We start from the raw sequence: 25,183 nt of genomic DNA, 5'->3' as shown, positions 1-25,183 counted from the left end.
AAGCTACCGCTACTGATTATCTACTTCCAGCGGAATTCCCGTACCTGGCTGAGCCGGATTCTGACGAAAAATTTCTTCCAGACGGGCAAAAAGTTCGGGGTGTTTTTCCTGCAAAAGATCAGGGCGTTTGAAAAAGTATTCCGACACTACGGCAAAAAATTCAGCTTCGTTCGTAATCCCATACGGATTTATATCCGACCGATTGTCTTTAATTTCCTGAATGCTTCTATGAATCAGTTGGAGCCAGGGTTTGAGGTGGCTTTTATCCAATAAATATTTCGGTAAACCGTCGGTAGCACCATCCACCTTGTCGAGCAGATGAACAAATTCATGAATGCCCGTATTACCTTTACTGCTTTCGTTGGCAAATCCTTCGTGCAGGGCTGGCTTTGAGAGCACCATTGTGCTTTGCAAAGCGCCCCCCTCGCCAACCATCCCCAGAATAGTGCGCTCCTCACCAGTAGTTTCATAGGCTTCATTAAACCGATCGGCATACAACAAAACATCAGTAAGCGGATAATACCAGTCGCTAAACCCAAAAATCGGAATAATGGCGCTACTGGCCACCAGCACTCGGTCCAGGTCATCGACAACGGTGCCAATACCCTCAATTTTGGTCTGGTTTAGAAAATGCCTGACCCGCTCTTCAAACAATGTTTTTTGTGCAGGGCTCAGCGAGTGGTAATAGGCAACATGCGTTTCCAGCAGTTCGGGATAAGTAGCCGGCAACGGTTGAGCTTCCTGTTTTTTCTGTTGTTGCTTTCGCCACAAAAACCAGATTACCAATAAACCAGCAAGAACAGTCAGCAGAATCATTTGAAGAAAATAGGTTTAATCATCAACAACAGCACTTTTGCAAAAAACCGTGCCACGGTTCTCCCATTAGGTACAAACTAACCACGGTGCGTTGTATGCTGGCTCGGCTTTTTGCGAAAGTCCTGACCAATTCAACTATACCGTTGCGTTGAAGTAAAACTCAAAGTTTTTGTACCTGCACCGATACTTTCGAGTTTACTTTTATCAATGCCTGGATGCCATCGGGCCGGACGGCTATCTTCTGCGGCACAAAGTGGAATGACTGAATGCCCAGATCTGTTTTTTTGCCAGGACCTTTCTCAAACGCTTCGTTGATTTTCTGGGGCAGTTGGTTAATTTCGTCGCCCAGCGAAATAGTCAGCAGGCTTTGCAGTAATTTCTGTAATCCTCGATGAACTATCGATCCCGACAACTTCGACAGCGCATCGTCGGTAGCCGCGTCGAAGTCCAGATTATGAATACTTAGTGTATTGGTAAGCGTGTCGAACACGGGCCGTCCGCGCAGGTAAATTATGCCATCAATCAGGCCACTTACGGTTGTTTTCACCACAATATCACGCTGTGAACCATAGATAGACGCCCCGTTGATTGTCAGCATTCCCAGGGCTATTTTCTCGGGTTCTTTCGTCAATGTTCGGGCCAGCATCTGATTGATGTCGGCATACGGAATAAAGCTCATGATGTGCAGTTCGGACACCTGCGAAACGGTGTCGCGTTTCTGTAACTGGGGTAAGGGGACTTTCGTTGGAACAGGTTGTTTAGGTTTTAACTCCGTTTCGGTTTCAAAGGCAATGCGCAGATGGGTTGTTATGGCCTCATTATTTCCGGTAATGGGGCTAGCGGCTACACTGATCGGCTTAGGCAATAGCCACAGTCCATACTGTTTGTTGATACGCAACGGTTTCTGAATATCCTGCCAGATCGGACTCACCGTCTTGTCGAGCCGAAGATCTTTGTAGATAGCCGAATCAATGGCTTGCTCGATGTCGGATTTATGTCGCTCCAGTACTTTTTGTGCGAGATTTGTCAGCGATATATCTTTTCCTAAAAGGCGAATCTCCGGTTCCTGAATCCATTGGTAGTCGACAAACTTGATTTTGCTGGCCATCCGCCAGTTTTCTGTTACGCGCAATGGGCTCTGAAAATTAACGTGCATAGCACAGAACGGTTTGTTCGGGGATGTTTTGTCGGAGCTAAAGGGTGTCGTGAGCCACAGTTGCAACGGAGCCGATAGTTTCACCTGCTGATTTTCGTATTGAATCTGAACCGGTCCCGAACGTTCGACTCTAAACGATACGATACCCCCTTTCTTTTGGCCTTTCGATCCTTTTCCGACCAGCACAGGGTCCAGTTCCTCATTAATTTTTTTTTGCAGTTCTTCCAGCCTGAACGTGATTGGCCCGGCCAGGTATGAACGCATGGGCGGAATTGGCGGATCGAAGCCTTCCGCTTTCGGAGGCTTTGTATTCACATGCTGACATTGCAGGAAAAACAGGCACATTGCCAGCGTAAGCAGCAACAGATTTTTTTCGGACGATTTCATTAACGTGTAGTGACGTACTGCAGAATGCAAGCGATCAATCAGCCTCAATTTAAGCGGCTTCACTATAGTTAACTTCTCTCCTATTTAGTTGTTTTTGAGAAACCTAGTTAGCTCCGCCATTAATAGCAGCGCCACTCTTTTCCTGCTTCTGAAGATAGTCAAGCCAAATGGCTAAATTTATGATTCGTACAAGCGGAGGCATTGCCGCATACTCTCCTTTATAAAGAAGCGATATATTTTCCATAACGGTAGCTCTATTCACTATTTTCCAGATTGGGTGATTCAGCGGTGTCTGCTTTTCAAAATCATTCCACAGATCCTTAAACAAAGCGGCATAGTGCGTAGTAAACACAGCTTTAGTAGTCCGGTTACTAATTTCTTCTGGCAAGTAATTAATTAATGCTTTTCGGACAGTTCCCCGTTTTCGCCCATTGTCAAACTTAATTCGTAGTGGTATACTCAAACAAAGCTCAAGCAACTCTCTATCGAAAAAGGGGTGGAACGTTCGCATATTATTTTGCCTGTACAATTCAAAATACTCTTCCTGGCCATATGTCTGGTTTCCCTTAAAGATAGCTTTCAACTGGCGTTTTTGAAAAAAACGTTGAGACGCATTCGTTGTATCTGCTATAACAAGCTCTTCGAACGGATACTTATTCAAAATCCGTTCTCTTTCAGAAAGTATATCTGCATTTATCAATCGATCAGCATTAGGTCGGGGTTGTTTTGATTTTACGTTAAGTTTATCGATAAGTAATTTTAAAAAATCCAAAATAGAACAATCAAAATATCGCATTAATATCCATATCAACTTTGGCATACGTCTCCATACCCTTTCCTCTTTAGCTCCCTTAAGAAAAAGCTTTATTGTGTAAGCCCTCTCCATAGAAACCTTCTTTTTTTCACAACTTACATTATTGTTAGTATAGATAGAATTACTGAATAACTGACTTATAGCCTTCTTTAAGGCAGGCCAGTCTTTTTTGATAAAAAGTTCTTCTGGATACAATAAACCGTAATCAACTACCTGATCGCCCCAATGCCCCGACAATAATACATCACAATTGTTCTCTTTCGCAGACTTTATTAACTCAAGTTGAATAGTATGGTTAATTACAAATAGAGGTTGGCCCGTTTGTTCTATAATTGCCTTAATGGCATCGTAACTGGAAAGGTCAGACTGAATAGTCCTGTGTATGTTTCCGCATTTACCTACAACCGCCTTTATATAATTATCTTCCTGAGCTTCTTCAGTTTCTGGCTTAAAATTAAACGTATAAATAGGTTTTTTTTGTAATGACTGAGCCACACAACACACTGATGAAGAATCCAGACCGCCACTTAACGATGCGGCTATTTTCTCCGAATGTGTCGTACTTTTTTTTACCGACTTAACAAATAGATCCCGAAAAGTAGTAATATACTCTTCATCAGTAAAAGATTTATATTTTACTATATCAAATTTACCATATCGCTTCAACACTTTGGTATCTCCCTGGCCAATTAGTGTAATATAACCAGGCAGTAACCTGTATATATCGCGATAGAACGTGTGGTTGTTAGGAAGCTCAAAAACGTTAGCACCTATATATTCTACTATTTTTGCATAGTTAATACCCCTATTGACCTTGCCTGATACAGCCAAAGCTTTCATCGAGAAAGAAAAAATCCTTTGCCTTGTTTCTCCTGGCGATTCGTAATAATAAACAGGGAAATTTCCCATAAAATCACGAACGGCAATTATTATATCAGTATTAGCGTCATAAACTATGAATGACGAATCGTCAGGCCGTACGTTATCAATAAACTGTTCACCATATTTTAAATATGACAAAAGAATGAAGTCCTGAGAATTATAACCGCACTCCCATACATATACGTCGTTCCTAGACTGAAAATTAATAATATAATTGGCAGATGAGTTTCCTGAAGAATCAAGCTCAGTCTGCCAATTATAATCGCAAAAAATAAAGGAGCTGTTTGAAGAAACAAACGTTTGCAAACCGCTATTCATTAACTCACATTATTTATAGGCACTCTATTGCAGGTCCTCTATTATAGAACCTTCATCTAAATTTACGCTACCAGCCCCTAATGTTAGCTGTTTAACATTACCTAATTTTATTAAATCAGGCCTATGGTACTGTCTCTTAACAAGTTTATCAAGTTGTAAATGAACCTTGCTTTCTTCCCGCATTTTCATCTAAATTTAAAATACATAAACAGGCTATCACATTACAAAAGATACAAAATGCATTCCATTGATTCTTTTTAATATAAAGGATACTAAGAGCGTGTTGGGGAATTGAAAAGAGTTGAGAGTCGTGTCAACTTTGTATCGACCAAAATGCAAAGTGATGACCAAACAGTGGCAACCACTGACCGACCCTCAATGGGACGCAATTTCGCCTTTCTTTGACCTCAAACGCAAGCGAAAACATGAATTGCGCCAGATCATCAACGTTATTCTGTGGCTGCTGCGAACCTCAGTGCTGGACATTGAGGGAGTAGAATAGGAAAAAGCGAGGGCAAATGCTTGTTTTGTAGCGTGACCAACTTAACAAGATTCCACTCCTCGCTTTTGGACAAAGCTAAGGATTTTGGCCAGGATCTCTCACCGACTCTGCTGAAAAATCTCATCGCCATCGGCTGCGCCATCCTCATCAAGGAGACCGTCAACCTTAACAAGCTTAAGAACCACATGGGGCTACTACTAGGTAATCAGCACACCCAGACGGATTCGCACTATCGCCGACTTACCCGCTTCTTTGACCATCCAGTGGCCCAGCGGAGGCTGTGGAAGTGGCTGCTGGTGTGGATCTTAGGCTATATCAAACGCTGGGATGGCCGCTCCATGAGCCTTTACCTAACGTTGGATGCTACCAGTTGGCAGCTAGGTAAACAACCTATTCAGTTGTTGGTTTTGTCTCTGGTCTATCGGCAGGTGAGCCTGCCTTTATTCTGGATGGATTTGGCCAGGAAAGGTCATTCTTCTCAGCAGCAGCGCAAACGCTTGCTCCAGCAAGCCATGAAGCTCTACCCCGTGAAGGGCTTCTGCCTGTTAGGGGATCGTGAGTACGGGGGTAAAGCCTGGTTGCAGTTTCTAACCCAGAGTGGCCTCAACTTTATTATCCGTTTACCCAAAGATTCTTATAAAGAGGCTATTAGCGCCGGGGGCAAGGCCTACAGTGCTTTGCTCAAGCGAGCTTTAAGGGGCCGCACCGTCAGCCAGTGGTTTACCCTGGAGGGCCACCGCTACCAGTTTGTAGCTCGGTCTCATCAGGATGGCGCCCAAAGTGCGGACCCTTTGGTGCTCTTGATCAGTAATCTAAGCTGGTCCAAACACGTCGTTGTTGAGCGCTACCGCATCCGCTGGACCACGGAGTGTCTGTTCAAGCATTTGAAGAGCAATGGGTTCCATGTAGAAGAGCTGGGCGTTCAGCACTGGGCTAAAATTAGGCTGTTAGTGGTCATTATCGTCGTGTTATACGTGATCTGTGTCGCTGAAGGCTTTCGGCAGTATCATCGGCTTCGTCCGAAAAAGAAGGAATTGGGCAACTTTCAGCCACGGGAGTCGGTGTTCCGCAAGGGTTATTCAGGCGTGGTTAATCAGCTTAGCTCGATTGAACATTTCTTAGATTGGTTGATGAAGCAGTTAAGTAAGCCGCTGAAGATTCCTATCCGCATCTTTTTCTTCAATGTCCAGCACTGAGGCTGCGAACCGGTTGTCAATGGCGGAACCTGCCACCGCAATGGCCTAACTGGCAGGCGGTTTACTATTACTTTAACCGCTGGAAGCAGGACGGCACCTTCGAACGAATCAACGCAGCCTTGAATCAATCAGACCGAAAACGAGTGGGTAAGGAAGCTCAGCCATCTGTTCTATGCATTGATGCACAAAGTGTTAAGTTAAATCCCATGATCTGCGAACACCGGGGTATGGACGTCAATAAACGCGTCAACGGGCGAAAACGAGAGTTCGTCGTGGATACCGACGGCCGCTTGTGGGTGGTCGATGTGCATGCGGCAAATGAAGCAGAAGGACCGGCGTCAATTTCTCTGATTGGGACAATCCTTTGGCGAGTTGGGGAACGCCTGGAGAAGGTTTACGGCGATCAGGCTTACAATGGAGCTTTTGCCCAGGCATTAACCGAGTGGAGCATCGATTTCGAGAAGGCTTCGCGTCCCGAATCAACCCAAGGTTTTGTGCCTGTGGCCAAGCGATGGGTCGTTGAACGGAGCATTGCCTGGACGAATTTCTTCCGGCGCATCGTCAAAGATTACGAGTACACGCTATCTTCTTCGGTGAGTTGGCTGTATTTAGCAAACATTCAGATCATGCTACAACGCCTTTGACTGCTTCACCAAATAAAATTCCCCAACACGTTCTAACACTTTAGCAAAACAAAAAGCATGAATAAACAACCAAAAGATACCAATTTCACTATATCCTAAATATGCTATAAAAAAATACGGTTAACCGCCTATCGTCAATTCAAATAAATAACAATATAATACCATTATATTTTTCATTAATCTAGCTTCACATTAAACCAGCATTGCTTGTTTTTGGCGTCCTCATCCCATTCAGTAGGTTTTAATCAGAAACCGGCATTATGGCATAATTTTATTTAGGCTCCTAACTATTTTTTTAGAATTTGCCAGGGTATCCAGTTAGCGAATTAAGTCAGGCATAATCAGCGCCTTAACTTAATCTACAGTTTGAGATTGTAACTGATAAATAGGAGATTAGAAGCGATACTCCGTTAACTATGTAGTAGTTTTATAGCCTAATATGCATTTCGATGGCCGAAGAAGTACCCTACGGAGATCCGAACACACTACGAGATCTGGTTGATTATCAAATGCCTTTTGGTAAGTACAAAGGTCGGCTGATTCGGGAATTGCCCGTTTCGTATCTGGAATGGTTTGCCCAGAAAGGATTTCCTGCCGGGAAGCTGGGCATGCTGCTCCAGACAATGTATGAAATAAAGCTTAACGGCTTAGAGTATCTCCTTGCCGGGATTAGAAACTAACAACGAACCGTCGTCCGGTATCAGCTTTTTGACAAGAACTGATACCGGACGACGGTTCGGCAAGCAGAGATTAAAATAATTTTTCGTTAGGCGGTTTAATGCCTTTTGTGCGAATATAGATAGTTGCCTGTCCCCGATGGTGCGTCTGGTGCTCAAACGCTTTCGACAGCGCTACTTCGCGGGTCATTTCCCGAGGACCCATCTTTATGGTTTCGGCCAATTGGGCATCGGTTAACCCTTTAACCGCATCAAGCATAAAATCGTAGCTGTCCATTACCGCTTTGGTAAGCCCCTCTTTCGTTTTAAACTCGCTCATTTCTTCCATCTTTTTCCCCTGCATCGGATTGGCTTTGCCACTCACCAGTGCCGCAAAGTTGTAGTTGGCAGCCGCCAGATGGAGCATTTGCTCAGCAAAACTACGAATCTCTGGAACGGGTTTGAAGCCCATGCCATCTTCAGGCATCGTATCGAGATACTCCTTCGTAAACTCTTTAGCCCGTTGCCAATCGGCGGTTAGCTGGGCAATGGTTGTCATAGGCTTCGTGGCCTGAACAGACGTCAGCGTCATCAGGAAACCAACGAAGGCCAATACCAGCCGAAAAGGTAGCTTAGTAGTCATAATGTAAATGATTTGGTTGATAGGTTATCACAGAAATCGTTCATCAACAAAAGAGCATTCAGCCCCTAAGCTACTGTCTGTCAGTTGCTGGCTCCTTCTTTACATTTATTGGTGATTGGAATATAATAGCGATGCTCATTATTTCTTCTCTTCCTCTTTCAATTTTGAAGGTGATCTCCAAAAATCAGCAGCACCGTATTTCCCTTTTGTAAGGTCGCCACCATACAAAGCCGAATTTAACAACACCCGATAGGTGCCCAGCGGTTGCCCACGCCATTGTGGACGAAAACCTATCAAGACAACGTGCCCTCGCCCCTGCTGTACATCCAACGAAGCGGCATAGCCCTGCAGGTATTTTTCGCCCAGCAAATAGCCCGACCGTAGTGGCGAACCTGTTGGCGCAAATTTGGCCAGTGCCTGCCCTTTAAATCCGTCCAGCGTGGCAAATACCGGACTTCCGTCTACAAACACAGTGGCTTTGGCGGGCATTCCGGCCATAACCGGATGTGTCGGGTCGGTTTCGACTTCGAGCAACGATCCGCCGGTAAAATAGTCTTTTCGCGGACTACCTGCCACCACATTTTTAACGGGCAGATGAAGAGCCTCGATGGCGTAATCACAACTGGCGTTCAGGCAGACCAATGTACCACCCTCAGCAACAAAAGCAGCCAATACTGCACTGCCTGATTCTCCCAAACCACCTTCGTAAGCAGGCGGTACAATGCCTTTGGCAAAGCCATTTTTAAGGGTTTGTGGCCGGTCGGATGCCATCACGATCACATCGAACCGATCGCGTAGGTCAGCCGCCGACATATCACGATTGCTGATGGCCACAAATGGTACCTCAAACTGTTCCAGCACCCACTCGGTCCAACCGGCATCCATACTGGCCGTCCAGGGTTTATAGAGTGCAATACGAGGTTTTACAGTCGTTCCTGACGAATTTGTTGTCAGTTCGGCCATGATACCCAGTTCTCTGACCCATTGTTCCAGCGTAGCTTTAGCGACACCGCTAATGGTATAGCGCTGACTTTCTTTGTCGAATTTCACCGCCCCGCCCGATTTCAGTGTCCGGCCAATAATTTTGAATGAATTATTTTGTATTGGGCTAATGAGCGCCACCGTTCCCGAACCCGTCAATCGGCCCTCAGGCGCTTTGATAGCTGCCGAAACCGGATTTGTATCAAAACCAATTCCGGCGATAAAGTCGGCAGGAGTTGCATCTTTTTTATCATCCTTCTGCCAATCCTTTGCTGTTCCACCCAATAGCTGAATTGCATTGTTCACCTCAGCGGGTAACGGACTCATAGCGGGTAACACACTGAGTTCAAACTGTAGGGGAAGCGTCCAGCCGGCCGCATCATATGGTTGTTCGGGTGGCCCGCCCGGAAACTCCCGCAAATCCGGGTACGACTGCACATCGAGCAGTTGTCGGGTCAGTTCGGCATATTCCTGATTCATCGGAATCACCCAGGTTCCTTTCGGATAACTACGGCCCTCAACCTGAACCTCTTTCGTCAGTTGTCCAATCCGAATGCCATGAAAAGCCAGTCGGCGCAGCAGTTCAACGGGCCGCACAGGGTCACGTTGTTTTTGCGGGATGAAATAGGCGTAGGGCGGTTCCTGTTCATATTTTTTGATGGTGTTCCGACCGGCCTGGTAGCGATTGTAGAGCAGTACATCGCTGTATTTGGCGGCATAATCGAGGGTAGCTAGTGACGCGGTTTGCATATACGCGATGGCATCGCTGATTCGCCACCAGCCCCCAGGCCATGGACTCGAATACAACGACTCGTTTCGGAACTCTTTTTTGTCCTGGGGGAAATCCCGAACAGTATAAAAATGCGGTGTAGCATAATTATACAAGGCCGTTTCGGTCCAGAACGACGGGATGTTCTGCATTACCGGCATATAGTCGATATAGCCCGGATACCAGGCATCGAAACCCGTTCCCATGTGCGTAGCGCCTTTCTGGCCGTTACTTTCGAGGGCCTGGGCCATTGCCATGCCAATCATGTTCACCTCACGGGCAATGATCGGCGGAGTTTGAGGAGCAATGGGTTCGGCAAACGGCGGTAGCCAGATCCGGGTTGGGAAGGGCGAGGTCTGGTGATGGACAAAAATGATATTCGGCTCCCATTCGCGCCACGTACGCGCCACCACCCGCGACTCGATCATGTTGAGCATATAGGCATCCCGATTATTGTCGTGCCCAACGTATTTCTGATACAAAAACGGGGGCGGAGCAATCTCGTAAGGCGTTCCAACATTCGATTTGTACCAATCGCCAATCATGGTTTGCCCGTCGGGGTTGAGCGATGGCCACAGCATCAGGATTACATTGTCGAGAATGGCCTTCATTTTAGGCTCCGATGCTTTACTGAGCATGTCATACGCCAGCGAAATAGTATGCTGTGCACCAGCCACTTCCGACGCGTGCAAACCCCCATCGATATGCACCAGAGGTTTTCCTTCGAGCGATAGTTTTTTCGCTTCCTCATCGGTCAGCCCAGCCGGGTGTGCCAGCCGTTGGGCAATGTTGCGATACTTGTCGATGTTGGCCAGATTCTGGGGCGATGAGATCAGGGCAAAATACCAGGGACGACCTTCGGAGGTTTCACCGACATAGACCAGTTTGAGCATATCACTAGCCTCGTCGAGCTTTTTGAAATAACTCAACGCCTGCTCATAAGTAGCCAGCTTAAAATCGGCCCCGACTGGAAAACCAAGTGTTTCCTCGGGTTTGGGAATGGGCTTTGGCTGAGCGATGCCTGCCAACCCCGTCAGCAGACATAAACCGATCATGAGCAGACTTGCCTGCTTGACTAAGTACACGTTTTCCAGCATAGTTCAGGTTGTATTATTTTTTCTTTTTCGACAGGATTTACAAGATGAATAGGATTTTAATCAATAAACTAATCCTGTTCATCTTGTAAATCCTGTCGAAAAAACACTGTCAATCCTGTCAAGAACTCATTTACCAGCGTCGAAATCATCGGGCAGACGCTTCAGCCACAAATTACGAACCCGCCCGTTCGATACCCGCAGTCCGACAACAGCTTTTTTTGGATTACGCACGGTTTCTACCGTCGACATAAACCACCAATTAGTCGAGAATTTATCGTCGCCGGTCAGTTTCATGGACGTTTCGCCGTGGTGTACATGCACCAATTCCAGGCCATCGCCCTTCTGACGGATGGTGTAGATAGCCTCTAACTCCGGGCTATAATAGCGTCCGACATAGTCGGCAGGCGTAAGCTTATCAGACTTTGTCTCCGTCGTAGGCGGCTTAGGCGCAGGTGGTGTATCGGTAGGCTTTTGCTGGTAGGACGCCAAATACAGGTCAGCCATTTGCATCGCCTTGGCATTTGTATTCGCTTCGGCCTGATTGCTCAGGACAATAAACCCGTAATCTTCTTTCGGGAAATAGGTAAGGTTGGCCCGAAAACCGGCGTCAGCGCCATCGTGACCATAGTAAGCCAACCCTTTTCGGTTGCCGTGTACGAGGGCAAAGGCATAGGGAATACTGTCGCCATTGGTCAGTTGCCCCCGTTCCAGCATCTGTTTCATGGTAGCCGCATTGCCAACGGCCGGATTTTTGAAATTAGCCATCCAGTGGGCCAAATCCGTAACGGTCGTGAATAAACTGGTAGCTCCGGCATTGGCATAGCTCAACACACTTTTCTTGTAAAACCCGACCGATGGATCATACGACCGATGAAAGGAATAAGCCCGGCCCTTTACGATCCGCTCATCGTCGTCATAAAATAGCGTTTTGGTCATACCTAAGGGTTTAAAAACATGCTGCTGCATCCAGTTGCGAAAAGGTTGCTTACCTACCCGAGCCACAATTTCGGCCAGTAAGGTATAGCCCGTGTTGCAATAAAGGTACTCGGCTCCTGGTGCAAAATTCAGCTCCCGCTGACGTCGGACGAGGTTAAAAATATGTTGCTTCGTAATCACATCGCTCATATCCCAACCAGCCATGGTCAGCAATGCCCATTGATCGCGCAGACCACTAGTATGATGAATCAGGTGACGAATCGTGATTTTCTGACCAAAATCAGGCACTTCGGGCAAGTATTTTCGAATATCATCGTCGAGTGAAAGTTTACCTTCCTGTGCCAGCAAGACAATACCGTAGGCTGTAAACTCTTTTGATATCGATGCTACATGAAAGATGGTTTCTGGAGTTATCGGAGCGCCGGTTTCCACATCGGCCTCCCCAAATCCTTTGGCATAAATCAGTTTACCGTCATGAACAACGCCTACCGCAACACCGGGGCGCCCGGTGCCGTTCCATTCAGAAAACAGTTTATCAGCCTTTTGGGCCAGCGAATCAGAACCCTTCTGGGCATACGTAAGCAAGGGCCCTAGCGCCACTAGCAGGGCAAGGAGTCGTTTCATAGCTTCAGAAGAGTATAGGTTATCCGACAGAGAAAGTTTATTCGGCAATTTACCGAAACTACGGAATTTTCATAAGACAATACAGGCGAAATGGGACACAGCTTGGTATAATGATTAGGACCCTGGCAAATCCTAATCATTATACCAAGCTGTGTCCCATGCGTCAGGGCTTTACTGCTTACTGAGCTTTACGTTACTGATATAGACACGCACGTTTTCTGCATCGTCGGTCATATTGACCCAATTGATCGTACTAAACTGAATGCCAGCGGGTATTGTACAATACTGACAGGGTTTATCATAGTTGCTTTTAAAATCTGATGAGGTTGCAAACGGCTTGTTGTTAAGAAACAGCCTAACCTCCGAACCTTCCTTTTGCAGTTTTACATGTACTCTATTCTGACGATTCGTGAACGTTGTCAGTGGCTGAACCGACTGCCCTCCCGCTTCGACATAGGTGTTGGATTTCACCAGTGGAAAACTGACGAGCTCTATTTTTGCCAATCCCCGGTAATTGTTGTTATGGTAATCGGCCTCATTGCCGGCCGTAATCTGGACTCTAATTCGGGTAGTTGCGCTTTTAGGGTTGCCTTTAAGGCCCCCGGCCAGTTCCAGTTCAACAGCTCCTCCCGTTCGGGAGCTAAACTCGTCAGTTGCAATATCGTATTCCAGCGAGAAATTTTCAGGTAGTGGTTTAGGTAATGCCGTCGGGTCGACCCTGTTACCATAACCCAGTTGCAGCCATTTTCCGGGCAGGTTTTTTACCGTCGTCACCTGCGAGGCTTTTCCGTAGGAATAAAAATACCAGCCTGCTGGTCGGGCACCCGCTTCGTTAACCGAAAAATCGTCCAGAAAAAGTACTCCGGCAGGTAATGAGGAGGTAGCCGATGAATTTTTCCAATAAGTTCGTTTAGCATAGTTAGCCAGGGTCATTTTCAACAACTCTTCATTGACGGGGCGATAGGGTTGCCCCTTCACTTTGTCGGGGTCGAAAAAGTAGTTGTATACGTACTCAAAGTTGAAATGCTCGGAAATGGCCCGGTATAATTCATGCTCCTTCCGTCCATTCTCTTTTGTGGCATACGGGAAGCGAATGGCGATCCACTGAGGCTGATCCGTTTTGCACTTTTCATAGATCGCTGGTTCGTAGGTATAGACACCATATTCATGCATAAGTCCTTTCGAAAACGGATCGATCTTAAACGGGTCGGATGAGCCATCGACGGTATAAATGGTTGGCTGCATATCCCGAATGATTGCGGGCTCATTCAGCCGAGTGGCATACTGATCGCGCAGCGCTTTAAGTTTTTCCCGATACGTTTTCACCTTTTCGCGCTCCGATGCCATCACCTCTACCCGTGCCTGTTCGCTGCTGAACTGACGGGCAACGTCTTCTTTTTTCTGCTGCAGATGGCGCTCAAACGACTCATCGGAGAGTTGAATAAACTCACCTTTTGTTAATTGCCGGATCGGCAGTTTATTACCCGGAACCAGATATACCGTAATGCCATTGCTAGTCATCGTTGTCAGGTATTTTGCCATGTTCGGGTGACGTTTCGGGTCGGCGTCTTTAAATTTCTTTCGGAAGAAATCGCTGTCCATATAGCCATCGGGCAATAACGTAAAGACATATTGAGAAGGCGTATTGAGGTAGTAAGCCGGGTTGATGTCGAACACGACATTGGCTGCAATCTGAAACGGCACCCAGGTTTCATCTACGGGTTTCAGATGCCCCTGTTTGTCTCTCACATCCAGTGCAGCATTATATGCCTGAAAGAAAATTCCGTAAGCCTGCGGGAAATATTCGTCTTTTTTGGCATAATACCGCTTTTTGAATACACCCAGCCCGCCAACCGGTGTGTAGGATTGCTGCATCCACTGCACAAACAGATTATTGATTTCCTGCTGTCGGATTGAAAACGTTTTACCACCACTTAGCAAAGGCTTCACAGGTTTATCGGCGGGGGAAAGTTTAGTGTACCAACCCATCACACTATCTTCAAGCACCTGCCGTTCGCTATGTTGCGCAGCCGCAATGAAGAAGCTGGCTAAACAACCCAGCAACAATAAGCTTTTTTTCATACGTAGTTTGGTTTTTTCGATAGGATTAACAGAATTCCCAGGATTAGTTAAGCCAGCTAGTTTAAAACTACTTCTGGAAACCCTGTTAATCCTCTCGAAAAATAACACCGATTGCGAAAGCACAGCCCCATCGTGCATTAGCTATTATTTCCCGGTTGACCAACGCGAGAGCTTTTTTGCCCGAACGGTGTTGTATAGATAGCCCCAGACAATGATTGGGGAAGTAGTTACTTTTGTGGATGACTTATTTTGACGATCTGCTCGACCTGCTAAAGATCGAACGAGCCGAAGACCGCGCCCAATATCAAAAACTCACCGAAACCACGTCCATTGCCGAACGGCGGGCCAACGGCCTGGCCTGGTATCCGATTGCGATTCGGGGCTCCGAAATGAGCCGGGGAGATTACCTGACGGTAGAGATTGAACGCACAACGCATCAGGATATTCCGCATCAGCTCCGGTTTGGGATACCTGCTGTTCTATTCAGCAATTACGATCCGAAAGCCGACCGGGTCGAAGGCACCATAACGCACCAAAGCGGCAACCGCGCCAAGATAACCCTGCGTACCGACGAACTCCCCGACTGGTCGCGGGATGGAAAACTGGGCATCGAAGTACTGTTTGACGAGAATAGCTACGACGAAATGGAGCAGGCGCTGAAAACAGCCAAAATTCAGAACAACAAATCAGACAATCGTCTTATTCAGATTTTGACGGGCAGTAAAGAGCCTACGTTCTCTTCTGAAATTCCGAAGCTGACGCTCCCCCGTTTGAATCCGAGTCAGGTAGCGGCCGTCGAGAAAATAGTGGGTGCCAATGAACTGGCTATTGTACACGGCCCTCCCGGTACCGGAAAAACCACCACCTTGATTCAGGCTATTAAAACGCTGGTCAAACAGGACAACCAGAAAATACTGGTAGTAGCTCCCAGCAACACGGCCGTCGATCTGCTCAGTGAAAAATTGCACAACGAAGGGCTCAATGTACTCCGAATCGGCAACCCGGCCCGCGTATCAGATCGGCTAATGGCCCTCACACTCGATCATAAAGTATCGGAACACAGCGCTATGAGAGAAGCGAAAAAGCTGAAAAAACAGGCGAATGAGTTCCGAACTATGGCCCATAAGTACAAGCGAAATTTTGGCAAAGCCGAGCGCGAACAACGCAAAGCCCTGTTCGACGAAGCACACCGGATCATGAAAGACGTGGCCAACACGGAGCAATATGTCATCGACGATCTGCTTGCCAAAGCGCAGGTAATTACGGCTACACTGGTTGGTGCCAACCACTACACCGTCCGGCATCTAACGTACCATACCGCTGTTATTGATGAAGTTGGTCAGGCCCTCGAACCCGCCTGCTGGATTCCGATCCTGAAAGCGCAGAAAGTAGTGCTGGCCGGTGATCATTGCCAGCTCCCGCCCACCATCAAATCAGCCGAAGCAGCCCGGAAAGGTCTGGCTAAAACCTTACTCGAAAAATGCGTAGAGTTGCATCCCGAAGCGGTATCGCTGCTGGATGAGCAGTACCGGATGCATGAACACATCATGGGCTACTCGTCGCAGGTCTTTTATGAAAACAAGCTAAAAGCCCATGCGTCGGTAGCCCGTCATTCGTTGTACGACGGTGATACCTCGCTGGTGTTTGTGGATACGGCCGGTTGCGGATTCGATGAAAAGCTGGACGGTACCAGTTCGACCAATCCCGAAGAAGCGGCCCTGCTGATGCGGCATCTGAGCCAGCAGGTCGCGGAGTTGAGCAACCATTATACCATACAGGACTTTCCGACCATTGCCCTCATCTCGCCCTACAAACAGCAGATCAACATCCTGAAAGAACAGTTATCACAATACCCTGATCTATTGGCATATGGCACTAAAATTTCGGTAAATACCATCGACAGTTTTCAGGGGCAGGAGCGCGACATTGTCTACATCTCACTGGTTCGCAGCAATACTGAGGGCGACATTGGCTTCCTGTCCGACATTCGCCGGATGAACGTCGCCATGACTCGCGCCCGCAAAAAACTGGTGATTGTTGGCGACAGTGCCACCCTGGCCAGCCTGCCTTTCTACGCCGACTTTATCACCTATGCCGAAGCCTTAAACACCTACCAAAGTGCCTGGGAATGGATGGGGTAAGATGAGACATAAATGACTATGCTACATTAGCCTACAAGATGCGTAAGAAAAGTAAATCCATTCCCCTAACCCAATGGCTGTCCAGTTTACTGGGAAGAGGCCAATTTTTCAAGACGATCCATGCCGTTACAGAATCGGGGTTTCTCACTAAAATTGTGTTGTTTCTATTGGCTTATTCCCTCGAACAGGACTTTTTCGTAAAACAGAATAGCTACTCCGATGACATGCTTATGGCATTGTTATGAAGGGCTAGCCATTTGCTTATACACCTTGTTGCTGTTACCACTCATCTATTTATTGAACCGCTTAGATACTTTGTTATACATAGTACTATTTATAACAACTATGTTTGTTTCAGCAGCCAGAAGGCAGTTTTCTATCTATCTGCTCGTTTTCAGCTCCTGGCTATTACCAGAATGAGCTTGCAAACTCACACGATTTTTAACGTTGTAGCCCCACGAACCAACAATGCACATGCGATTCATTTTTAGCCTCTTATTGATTAGTCTCTGCTCATCAACCTATGGACAACTACCCGATTCATTAACCCAAAAGATAGATGCAGTTTTTGCAGAATATGATAAAACCAATACCCCCGGCTGTGCCTTAGCTATCCTCAAAGAGGGTAAAATTATCTACCAAAGAGCCTACGGCATGTCAAATTTAGAATACAACATCGCCATCAACTCCTCCTCAATTTTTCACACTGCATCCCTCTCCAAGCAGTTTACTGCCGCAGCGTTGCTAAAATTATCCCTGGACGGTAAGCTTTCGCTAACCGATGACATCCGGAAATATGTTCCTGAGGTTCCCGCTTTTGGGCATACCATTACGTTGAACCACTTGCTCCATCATACCAGTGGCATCCGGGATCAGTTGGATTTGCAATGGCTGGCGGGCTGGCGTGATGATGATTTGATTACTGAAAACGATATCCTGACTATGTTGACTCGGCAAAAAGCGTTAAACTTTATACCGGGTGAGGAATACGCCTATTGTAATACGGGCTATACTTTAGCAGCAATTGCCGTCAAACGAATTACGGGCATTTCCTTAAGAGACTATGCCGATTCGGTATTCTTTAAGCCGCTGGGCATGAGCCATACGCATTTTCATAGTAATCACTCTGAAATCGTTCCCAACCGGACTTCGGCTTATCGAAGAGACAGGAAAGGCAATTGGAAAATAAGCCTTCCCGTTTTCGATTACTATGGATCAACAAGCCTATTTACGACTGTGGAAGACCTGGCTAAATGGGACGAGAATTTCTATAGTAAGAAAATTGGGGGTGATGCCTTGATAAAATTAATGCGACGTACTGGCGAATTGAATGACGGAACCCCACAGGATTATGCTTCTGGTCTGGTCATCAGCACGTATAAAGGCTATAGAACCGAAGGGCATAGTGGTGCTGATGCCGGTTATCGGTGCAATATGATCAGATTTCCCGATCAACACTTCTCAGTAATTGTATTGGCTAATCTAGCTAACATCAGCGTCAGGTCTCTGACGGACAAAGTCGTCGATATTTTTTTGAAAGATAGCCTTTCTCAACAACCAGTTTTTAAAACCGATAGCACCGTTTTGCGAAATTGGGCAGGTGACTACTTTGATTCCCGAACGCATTCAATCCTAAACGTTAGGGCTAAAGAGGGCAAATTGCTATTGGGCTCTACAGAATTGTTGGCCACTACTAATGCTGAGTTTACGATCCAGTCTTACGAGTTCAAATTTAGCGGGGATTCCATCCATACGAAACTACAGGTTAGCCTGCCAGGCTCGAAGGTTCAGGACTACGACAAGGTAAAACGGATTAACCCGTCGGCGGCAGAACTCCAGGAGTATACGGGAAACTTTTTCAGTTCGGAGCTAAACACGAGCTATAGCTTATCGATAAAAGACGGGTATTTGGTGCTGAAGATGCCCAAAAATGAGATTATAGAACTCGCCCCATTCATAAAAGATGTTTTCGCAGATGGTATTGTGGCTCGCTTCTCCAGAAATAAGAAAAAGGTGATCACTGGTTTTTATCTCACGACCGATCCGGTGCGCAATCTGTATTTTGAGAAAACAGAGGCTAGATAAATGTTTTGAGTTAATGCTAATTCATTTAACTAGCCGTTGCGTTGCCGTTTCACCAAACGCCCCCTTTTTGAATCAATTCCCTTTCAAAGAGTAGGTGCCTCCTGCCAAGCAAATCCCCGTGCCGTTAAGACCATTTATGCGCTTAAAATCCCTTACGATTTTGGAGATCGGTTAGTTGTTTCATTTAAGCCGAACGACAGTTTATTCTGGCACGGGGAGACATAACTGTCGGTTCATGAATTACTCCATTTCAGAAGCAGGTACACCAGCTTTCTTGCGTCTCACCTGGAAGTATTTTAAGAGATCCTGAATTATAGGCTATCCGATTTCTTTTTGACTTTATAAAGAATTGAAACGGCTAGAATAGCCAGAACCATCACTAGTGCAAAAGCGGCTAAACCAATAGCTTCCGTTTTGGCTTCATAGCCTTTGTCTACGATTGCTTCCCAGATTCCAGGTTTGTTTTTGAAGCCTATCATCCATTGCCCAAAATTCCAACTGCTATGAAGCCCTAACGGCAAGGCTAACCCACGGGTTTTAAGTGCAGCAATGCCAAATAAAATTCCGCCTAGTCCCGAACCGATCACTGCCGTCATCCAGTTCATTCCAGCCAGTATGTGTTCACCAATAAAGATCACGATAATGATCAACAAGGCAAAGGCCGAAGTTATCGAGTTACTGAGACTTCTCAACGCGTAGGCACGAAACGCCAGTTCTTCCCGACAGGCCACTAATAAATAGAGCAAAGCTGATAAGCTAATCTCCACTGCCGCCATGTGCGGGTTGAAAACAAGATGTAGACGCCCAAAAAAAAGGACGATTATGGCCTGCATTACGGCCATAGAAAGACCGATTAGATAACCCGTTACGAATCGCTTAGCGCTCTGACTGCCGGGTATAACGCCAACATCGGATAAATGAAGTTTTTCCCATCGAGTAAATCCAACCACCAGCAGAAAGGTCAGCAGAGAGGCCAGGGCAATCGACAGCAGATTGGCAACTGTGGTAGGCAGACTCTTTGTCAATCGGGAGGTAAAGAGCAATATTGCAACGCTAAGGCTGTAAAAGAGTAGAACACGCAGTAGCGTATAGATAGGTTTCTGATGGGAAGTAGGGTGTAGTGAAGATGCCATCAAAAGAATTGATTTGAAAAGATTTGTACATTTTCAAAGCAAATAGAATTGATAACATAGTACTATGCTAAACATAGTATTTATGCGGTAATATTGTAGGATAAAAGGCATCTATTGAAGTAAGTTATCAGAATGTACGGTTTCTTTTAAAAAAATCGAATTGTTTCGTCAAATGCCCATTTGTGGAACAGATAGATGCAAGCGCTCGTCTCAAGTAGGCGGGTTCTAAGAGAAAAAACAGAATTTGCAGGGATTTATTTGCGAGTTGTTCTCTCTCTTAAAACCGCTTACTTTTATTGACAATAAGTTACATTATGCGCTCCTGTACAGCCTGATAGACTGTCCGGACGGTAGGCTGGAAGCCCAGCCGACGAGCCAGCGTACTATCGCTAAGCAAATACCAAGGATTCATGAGCGGCTCACAGGAGGAATCTAAGGGCTCACCAACTAACTGGGCTAATTCGTAAATCGACGTGGGAGCTTCATCGGCGATATTGACGATGCGCCCGTCCATTGTACCCAACAAGGCCAAATGCATCGCCGTGGCGATGTCGCGGTGGTGGATGGTACTCATCCGCATAGCAGGGTGCCAATTGCCCGCTATCGCATACTTCGGCAACGCTTCCAGATGCCCATCCCCATCGCCGTAGACAAAAGGAAATCGCAAGACTACCCAGTTCAGACCACTTTCCCGCAGTTCCTTCTCAGCCGCCACCTTGCTGGCGGGGTAGGCTTGTTGAGGAGCTACGTCGTCATCTTCCCGGCCGGGATGCGGATTATCTGCGTTGTAGACGTTAGTGGTACTCGCCAAAATGAATCGGGCGTCAGGCGCATGCGTTTTTACTATGTTGATCAGGTTGCGCGTCCCTTCCAGATTGCTCTTCCAAATCAGATCTGTGTCTTGTGTGCGAAACACGGCTGCCAGATGAATAATGGCCGACACATCCGTTACAGCCTCAGCGAGCGATGTAAAATCGAATAGATCACCTTCAACCGCCGTTACACTGGCCGGAATACGCTTTCCGGTTCGCACCAGCGCACGGCAGTCCATGCCTGCCTCAACAAGACGCCGGAGCAAGCGCTCACCAACCAAACCGGTTACACCGGTTATCAATATTTTACCTACTTGTCTGTTCATAGCCTATCTGATTTATGATAAGCACAAAGCTCACAATAGCGCCGTGAACAGAGCCGGATGAAAGCCGATGTGTTCAGGACAAATCCTGAAAAAACCCGGCGACTGTTTTCCCCGTTACTTTTTTAAACAAGCGGGAAAAGTAATCAGGATCACTGAAACCGAGTTCAAAAGCTAGTTCCTTAACAGAAGATCGCTCTCCATAGCACAGCCGGCGTCTGGCTTCCAGGATAAGACGATTCGTCATATATTCTTTGGGCGAAAGTCCCGAATACTGTTTAACAAGCTGATATAAACTATCCGTACTGAGAGCAAGCTCCTGAGCAATATCCTTAATGGCCGGGTGATCGGTCAAGTTGTTTTCGACAAATATTTTGAAGCCAATGTATTTGGTAAGTCGGTCATCGGCTGGCTTTTGCTCACCGGCAAAATAAGCCGCATTAATCTCCGTCAGCAGGCTATTGAGATGGGCTAAGATGAGTTCTGGGTCCGTATCCGAAGCCGTTAATAAACCTTGAAGTATGTCAAAGATTGCTTGAAGTCTATTGGCGGCAAGCGTTGAAAAACTTATTTTTTGCTGATTAAGTGGATTCAGCAGGAACGGGTATTGCCTGGGTAATCGGGACAGGCATTCCTCATCAAAGCCCAATTTATAATACTTTTTACTGTGTTGGGCGAAGGCTACCTGTTGAATCTGATGCGGCAAGGCGAAAAGTAATTCATACTTTCCAACGTCGAATGTTTCCCCATCAAGGCCATACGGAGTAGAGCCCTCCAGTATAAAAAGCAAGAAGTAGTACGATAAGCGGTGGGTGGGAGCATAGTTTTCTCTAGTCTCTGGAGACACATGGCCAAAATTGGGAGACACAATTCGAATAGGCAGTTGGCTATTTTGGCTGAAATGTTCTGGTAACGAATTGGTACTGGTCATACCTGGTAATTGCCGAATAGTAATGAATCAAAACCTACTTTTCTACCCTAGGAAAGGCAACCAGTGCCAGACAGAATAGAATATAACGTTTACCCTCAACAACATTGAATACGAATAAGTGTCTCCCAATGACCAACGGTTTTCTGTATCTGTGTGCTATCATTGACTGGTTTAGTCGATTCATTTTGAGTTGGCGATTGAGTAATGCTTTGTTGGCTGATTTTTGTGTCGAAGCGCTGGAAGAATCGCTAACAAGGCGGGGCAAACCAGAAATCTTTAACACTGATCAGGCCGGGCGGCTGGTACCGGAGTCAGTTTACCAGTCATATTTTCCCTAATCCGCTGATTACGAATGAAACAAAAATCCGTATGGACTCAAAAGAACGTGCCCTAGACAATATTTTCATTGAGCGGTTTTGGCGAACGATCAAACACGAACGGTCCGCCGTTACGGCATCTTTGCTTAAAATCACTCATAGCCGGGTAGTCGCAAGTGCATTTGATTGATCGGCATCCGTCAGGGCGGTTTCATGCTGCCATCGGCACGAAACCATTCTTATGCACAAACGAATGGGTACGTTCCCACCGTGGCTATGACAAAGCCGTGACGAAGCAAGCTGTGATTCAGACCGGTTTTTGGGTTGCTCAGGGGCAGATTTTGGCCTTTCAAACGCGCTCCGGCCCGCTTTGGGGGAGGGTACCCTAGTTTTGCCCCGTCAACCAACAACTACCAGTGACCATGTTAAAAAGATGTCCGTTCCTGCTGCTATGGGCCGGTATTAGTACCGTAACCGTGGCGCAACCGAGAGAATTTCCCCCCAGGCCGGGTGCGCCCCTTACGGTATCGGTGTTTTCGCACGCCGTAAGCCTGCCTACATTCCGGGGCTTTCTAAAGAATGCCAATGTCGGCATCCGCGTTGGCACGGAGGTATACTACCACAATCGGCCCGGTTCGCAACTCATTCAGACCTTGAACGTGGGCGTCTATCACCACCGGGCACTGCAAACCGGCCTGTTTTTAAACTCCGAATTTGGCTATCGTAAATTTATCGGCGGCCTGTATGCCGAAACATTCATCGGCCTTGGTGCCCTGGGGCTGTCGCAGCACCTGCGCAGTTACCAACCCGGCGGGGCGGGTGAATTCCGGCCAGCGTCGCGGTTCATGCTCCGGGCCATGCCCTCGCTCAGTGCGGGGCTGGGCTACCGCTTCAGGGCGCACTCGACCGCACCGGTGAGCGTCTTTACCCGCTACGAACTATTTGCCGAAACGCCGTTCAACAACCAGAGGTTACCCCTGCTACCCCACGCGGCCCTGCACGTGGGCACCCGTCTGTTACTCAATCGATAACGCCAGAACGCTATGAAAACGACCCTTTCAGTACTGGCCCTGCTGAACCTGCTGGCCTGTACGCAACTCGACGTACCCCAACCCCAATCTTCTTCCTGCCCGCCAGACGCCTTTGCGGCTCATCCGAAGCATCAGCGGTATTTGAACGAGTTGCAACAGTACCGCCAGAACACCGGCTCACCGGGCAGCCTGCTGCTCATTCAGAAACCCGACGAAGCCCTGTGGGTTGGAGCCGTGGGGAAAGCCAACCTCGAATACCAGACCGATATGCGCGTCTGCGCCCAATTCCGGGTAGGCAGTATTACGAAGGTGTTTACGGCCGTTGTTGCGCTAAAATTAATGGAACGCGGACAGCTTCGCTTAGACGACAAACTAGGCCAATTGCTACCGTCGACGGTGGGCCGGATTCCGCAGGCCGACCAAATTACCCTGCGGCACCTGCTCAGCCATACCAGCGGCCTGGTGGACCCACCCAACAGCAGTCTGCGCTACCAGCTCGGTATCGTTAACGACTATCAGGCCCGGTTCCGGATGAGCACCCACCAACTGCTGACCGAATACATATACGAAAAACCGTTACTTTTTTCACCCGGTACGCAGTTCCGCTACAGTAATGCGGGCTATTGGTTGCTGGGACTAATCATTGAGCAGCAGACCGGCAAGCCGTTACAGGACGTATTCAGCGAGTTGATTTTCCAGCCGCTGGGGCTGACCGATACGTATCTGGAAGTCCGGGACGACCGGAAGGTGGTGCGCGGGTACGCCGACCTCTACGGCAATCGTCGCCTGTTTGATGTAAGCCACCTCGACCGTGCCGATAGCGACGGGGAAGCGGACGGGGGCATTATCTCGACCGCCACCGATTTGGCCCGCTTCATGGCCGGCTTATTCAGAGGTCACCTGCTGTCGGAAGCGTCCCTAAGCCAGATGATGACCTCCGTCCGCCTACCAACCTGCCCGAATGGTGATTGTGAATACGGGCTGGGGCTGGAAACCTGGGCCACCGAACTCGGCACCGCTTACGGCCACAATGGCAGCTCGGTAGGATTTGAAGCCAATGCGCTATATTTTCCGCACAACAATGGCGTGTTTATCCTCTACAAAAATAACGGCAATGGCTCTGACAAGAGCCTGATGAACCGGCTGATGAAATGAAGAACCTGCCCGCTTCACGGCGCCTGGTGTCCACAACGCCCAGCCGCGCCAGTATGTTGCTGTACGGTGGCTGCGTCCTGTTTTGCCTGGTTACGCTGCTGGCTGGAGACTATCTGGCCAATCAGGGCGTACCCAACCTCCGGCTGTTTGGCTGGGATGGCGTGGCGCAGGTAGCGCTGGGCGGTCTGGGCGTCTGGCTGGCCCCCCGTACCGGCTTTGCCGACGGGCTCGACTGGCGCATTTCCAACTACGAGCGATGGACGCTGCCACTGCTGATAGGGCTGAGCTTCGCCGTGGCCGACCTCGCGGTGTTCAAACTGGTGCTGCATCCAAAGCCGGTAACGACCCTGACGCCTTTCATGCAGCCGTTTCCGTATTCGCTACTGCTGTTCGGGTCGGGCGCGTTGTACACCGACTGCCTGTACCGGCTGGTGCCGCTCCCTCTGCTGATGTGGTTGATTGGCCGATTTTTGCTGAAGAACGAACGTAGCGAACGAGTATTCTGGGTGCTGGCCGGGATCAGTTCACTAGTCGAGCCACTCGATCAACTCATCACCGATTCACCCGCGCTCATCGTCTACAGCTTCGGTACGGGCTACGCCATGAACTTATTGCAGGCCGTTTTCTTCCGGCACTACGGCTTTATGGCCGGGTCGGCCGTTCGGCTGGGTCATTATGCTCTCTGGCACATTGCGTTTGGTCTATGGGTTGAAATACAGCATGGATTTGTCTTATTTTAAGCCCTGGCCCAC

Annotated in this window: 19 protein-coding genes and 1 pseudogene; 10 read left to right on the top strand and 10 right to left on the bottom strand. The window is 47.7% G+C overall.

Going from position 1 to position 25,183, the window contains the following annotated elements; genetic code table 11:
• Positions 1–9: 9 nt before the first annotated feature.
• From WBJ53_RS11650 to WBJ53_RS11640, 3 genes are all read right to left on the bottom strand, one after another.
• Positions 10–816 (bottom strand): M90 family metallopeptidase, encoded by an 807-nt coding sequence (locus WBJ53_RS11650; RefSeq protein ID WP_338876291.1) that lies wholly within the window; start codon positions 814–816, stop codon positions 10–12.
• Positions 817–976: 160 nt separating this feature from the next.
• Positions 977–2,359, bottom strand: coding sequence for a DUF4403 family protein (locus WBJ53_RS11645; protein ID WP_338876290.1), 1,383 nt, complete (start codon positions 2,357–2,359; stop codon positions 977–979).
• A gap of 103 nt (positions 2,360–2,462) precedes the next feature.
• On the bottom strand, positions 2,463–4,361 hold the full coding sequence (locus tag WBJ53_RS11640; RefSeq protein ID WP_338876289.1) for an asparagine synthase-related protein: 1,899 nt from the start codon (positions 4,359–4,361) through the stop codon (positions 2,463–2,465).
• A gap of 355 nt (positions 4,362–4,716) precedes the next feature.
• Between WBJ53_RS11640 and WBJ53_RS11635 the strand changes: the two genes are divergently transcribed.
• From WBJ53_RS11635 to WBJ53_RS11620, 4 genes are all read left to right on the top strand, one after another.
• Positions 4,717–4,875, top strand: coding sequence for a hypothetical protein (locus WBJ53_RS11635; protein ID WP_338876288.1), 159 nt, complete (start codon positions 4,717–4,719; stop codon positions 4,873–4,875).
• A 65-nt stretch (positions 4,876–4,940) separates the two neighbouring features.
• Positions 4,941–6,071 carry a transposase gene (locus WBJ53_RS11630; protein ID WP_338868327.1) on the top strand — a complete coding sequence of 377 codons (1,131 nt, stop codon included), beginning with the start codon at positions 4,941–4,943 and terminating at the stop codon, positions 6,069–6,071.
• Positions 6,068–6,715: an IS5 family transposase gene (locus tag WBJ53_RS11625; protein ID WP_338877184.1), complete on the top strand. Its 648-nt coding sequence runs from the start codon at positions 6,068–6,070 to the stop codon at positions 6,713–6,715. The genes WBJ53_RS11630 and WBJ53_RS11625 overlap by 4 nt, the downstream gene beginning before the upstream one ends.
• Before the next feature lie 449 nt (positions 6,716–7,164).
• Positions 7,165–7,395 (top strand): DUF3820 family protein, encoded by a 231-nt coding sequence (locus WBJ53_RS11620; protein WP_338876287.1) that lies wholly within the window; start codon positions 7,165–7,167, stop codon positions 7,393–7,395.
• Between the two features lie 70 nt (positions 7,396–7,465).
• Here the strand turns inward: WBJ53_RS11620 and WBJ53_RS11615 are convergent, their stop codons facing one another.
• The 4 genes from WBJ53_RS11615 to WBJ53_RS11600 all read right to left on the bottom strand — a co-directional run bounded on the left by WBJ53_RS11615 (position 7,466) and on the right by WBJ53_RS11600 (position 14,503).
• Positions 7,466–8,014 carry a DinB family protein gene (locus WBJ53_RS11615; RefSeq protein ID WP_338876286.1) on the bottom strand — a complete coding sequence of 183 codons (549 nt, stop codon included), beginning with the start codon at positions 8,012–8,014 and terminating at the stop codon, positions 7,466–7,468.
• A gap of 138 nt (positions 8,015–8,152) precedes the next feature.
• On the bottom strand, positions 8,153–10,861 hold the full coding sequence (locus WBJ53_RS11610; RefSeq protein ID WP_338876285.1) for a M14 metallopeptidase family protein: 2,709 nt from the start codon (positions 10,859–10,861) through the stop codon (positions 8,153–8,155).
• A 126-nt stretch (positions 10,862–10,987) separates the two neighbouring features.
• Positions 10,988–12,421, bottom strand: coding sequence for a serine hydrolase domain-containing protein (locus WBJ53_RS11605; RefSeq protein WP_338876284.1), 1,434 nt, complete (start codon positions 12,419–12,421; stop codon positions 10,988–10,990).
• A gap of 171 nt (positions 12,422–12,592) precedes the next feature.
• A complete protein-coding gene (locus WBJ53_RS11600) occupies positions 12,593–14,503 on the bottom strand; it encodes a hypothetical protein (protein WP_338876283.1) in 1,911 nt (636 codons plus the stop codon).
• A 239-nt stretch (positions 14,504–14,742) separates the two neighbouring features.
• Between WBJ53_RS11600 and WBJ53_RS11595 the strand changes: the two genes are divergently transcribed.
• Positions 14,743–16,644, top strand: coding sequence for an AAA domain-containing protein (locus WBJ53_RS11595; protein ID WP_338876282.1), 1,902 nt, complete (start codon positions 14,743–14,745; stop codon positions 16,642–16,644).
• 474 nt (positions 16,645–17,118) lie between these two features.
• Positions 17,119–18,729, top strand: coding sequence for a serine hydrolase domain-containing protein (locus WBJ53_RS11590; protein WP_338876281.1), 1,611 nt, complete (start codon positions 17,119–17,121; stop codon positions 18,727–18,729).
• Between the two features lie 311 nt (positions 18,730–19,040).
• Here WBJ53_RS11590 and WBJ53_RS11585 read toward each other — a convergent pair whose 3' ends face one another.
• The 3 genes from WBJ53_RS11585 to WBJ53_RS11575 form a co-directional block, all read right to left on the bottom strand.
• Positions 19,041–19,862: a CPBP family intramembrane glutamic endopeptidase gene (locus WBJ53_RS11585; RefSeq protein WP_338876280.1), complete on the bottom strand. Its 822-nt coding sequence runs from the start codon at positions 19,860–19,862 to the stop codon at positions 19,041–19,043.
• Positions 19,863–20,169: 307 nt separating this feature from the next.
• Entirely contained in the window at positions 20,170–21,000 is an 831-nt protein-coding gene (locus tag WBJ53_RS11580; RefSeq protein ID WP_338876279.1) for an NAD(P)-dependent oxidoreductase, read from the bottom strand.
• A 73-nt stretch (positions 21,001–21,073) separates the two neighbouring features.
• Positions 21,074–21,928 (bottom strand): AraC family transcriptional regulator, encoded by an 855-nt coding sequence (locus WBJ53_RS11575; RefSeq protein ID WP_338876278.1) that lies wholly within the window; start codon positions 21,926–21,928, stop codon positions 21,074–21,076.
• 122 nt (positions 21,929–22,050) lie between these two features.
• Between WBJ53_RS11575 and WBJ53_RS11570 the strand changes: the two are divergent.
• From WBJ53_RS11570 to WBJ53_RS11555, 4 genes and pseudogenes are all read left to right on the top strand, one after another.
• Positions 22,051–22,366 (top strand): annotated as a pseudogene (locus WBJ53_RS11570) (DDE-type integrase/transposase/recombinase); the annotation flags it as partial.
• Positions 22,367–22,667: 301 nt separating this feature from the next.
• Positions 22,668–23,276, top strand: coding sequence for a hypothetical protein (locus WBJ53_RS11565; protein WP_338876277.1), 609 nt, complete (start codon positions 22,668–22,670; stop codon positions 23,274–23,276).
• Positions 23,277–23,288: 12 nt separating this feature from the next.
• The gene (locus WBJ53_RS11560) at positions 23,289–24,431 is read left to right on the top strand and encodes a serine hydrolase domain-containing protein (protein WP_338876276.1); all 1,143 of its coding nucleotides are present in this window, start codon (positions 23,289–23,291) and stop codon (positions 24,429–24,431) included.
• The gene (locus tag WBJ53_RS11555) at positions 24,428–25,171 is read left to right on the top strand and encodes a hypothetical protein (RefSeq protein WP_338876275.1); all 744 of its coding nucleotides are present in this window, start codon (positions 24,428–24,430) and stop codon (positions 25,169–25,171) included. Before WBJ53_RS11560 ends, WBJ53_RS11555 begins: the two co-directional genes overlap by 4 nt.
• Positions 25,172–25,183: the final 12 nt, after the last annotated feature.

Origin of the sequence: Spirosoma sp. SC4-14 (assembly GCF_037201965.1) — a bacterium.
Classification (GTDB): Bacteria; Bacteroidota; Bacteroidia; order Cytophagales; family Spirosomataceae; genus Spirosoma.
The sequence above is the reverse complement of the archived record's forward strand: the minus strand, read 5'-3'. Positions and strand labels throughout refer to the sequence as shown.

Excerpts from the sequence above, each read along its gene's own strand:
- WBJ53_RS11650 (WP_338876291.1), bottom strand. The coding sequence starts at position 816 with ATGATTCTGCTGACTGTTCTTGCTGGTTTATTGGTAATCTGGTTTTTG.
- WBJ53_RS11645 (WP_338876290.1), bottom strand. The coding sequence starts at position 2,359 with ATGAAATCGTCCGAAAAAAATCTGTTGCTGCTTACGCTGGCAATGTGC.
- WBJ53_RS11635 (WP_338876288.1), top strand. The coding sequence starts at position 4,717 with ATGACCAAACAGTGGCAACCACTGACCGACCCTCAATGGGACGCAATT.
- WBJ53_RS11620 (WP_338876287.1), top strand. The coding sequence starts at position 7,165 with ATGGCCGAAGAAGTACCCTACGGAGATCCGAACACACTACGAGATCTG.
- WBJ53_RS11615 (WP_338876286.1), bottom strand. The coding sequence starts at position 8,014 with ATGACTACTAAGCTACCTTTTCGGCTGGTATTGGCCTTCGTTGGTTTC.
- WBJ53_RS11610 (WP_338876285.1), bottom strand. The coding sequence starts at position 10,861 with ATGCTGGAAAACGTGTACTTAGTCAAGCAGGCAAGTCTGCTCATGATC.
- WBJ53_RS11605 (WP_338876284.1), bottom strand. The coding sequence starts at position 12,421 with ATGAAACGACTCCTTGCCCTGCTAGTGGCGCTAGGGCCCTTGCTTACG.
- WBJ53_RS11600 (WP_338876283.1), bottom strand. The coding sequence starts at position 14,503 with ATGAAAAAAAGCTTATTGTTGCTGGGTTGTTTAGCCAGCTTCTTCATT.
- WBJ53_RS11595 (WP_338876282.1), top strand. The coding sequence starts at position 14,743 with ATGACTTATTTTGACGATCTGCTCGACCTGCTAAAGATCGAACGAGCC.
- WBJ53_RS11590 (WP_338876281.1), top strand. The coding sequence starts at position 17,119 with ATGCGATTCATTTTTAGCCTCTTATTGATTAGTCTCTGCTCATCAACC.
- WBJ53_RS11585 (WP_338876280.1), bottom strand. The coding sequence starts at position 19,862 with ATGGCATCTTCACTACACCCTACTTCCCATCAGAAACCTATCTATACG.
- WBJ53_RS11580 (WP_338876279.1), bottom strand. The coding sequence starts at position 21,000 with ATGAACAGACAAGTAGGTAAAATATTGATAACCGGTGTAACCGGTTTG.
- WBJ53_RS11575 (WP_338876278.1), bottom strand. The coding sequence starts at position 21,928 with ATGACCAGTACCAATTCGTTACCAGAACATTTCAGCCAAAATAGCCAA.
- WBJ53_RS11565 (WP_338876277.1), top strand. The coding sequence starts at position 22,668 with ATGTTAAAAAGATGTCCGTTCCTGCTGCTATGGGCCGGTATTAGTACC.
- WBJ53_RS11560 (WP_338876276.1), top strand. The coding sequence starts at position 23,289 with ATGAAAACGACCCTTTCAGTACTGGCCCTGCTGAACCTGCTGGCCTGT.
- WBJ53_RS11555 (WP_338876275.1), top strand. The coding sequence starts at position 24,428 with ATGAAGAACCTGCCCGCTTCACGGCGCCTGGTGTCCACAACGCCCAGC.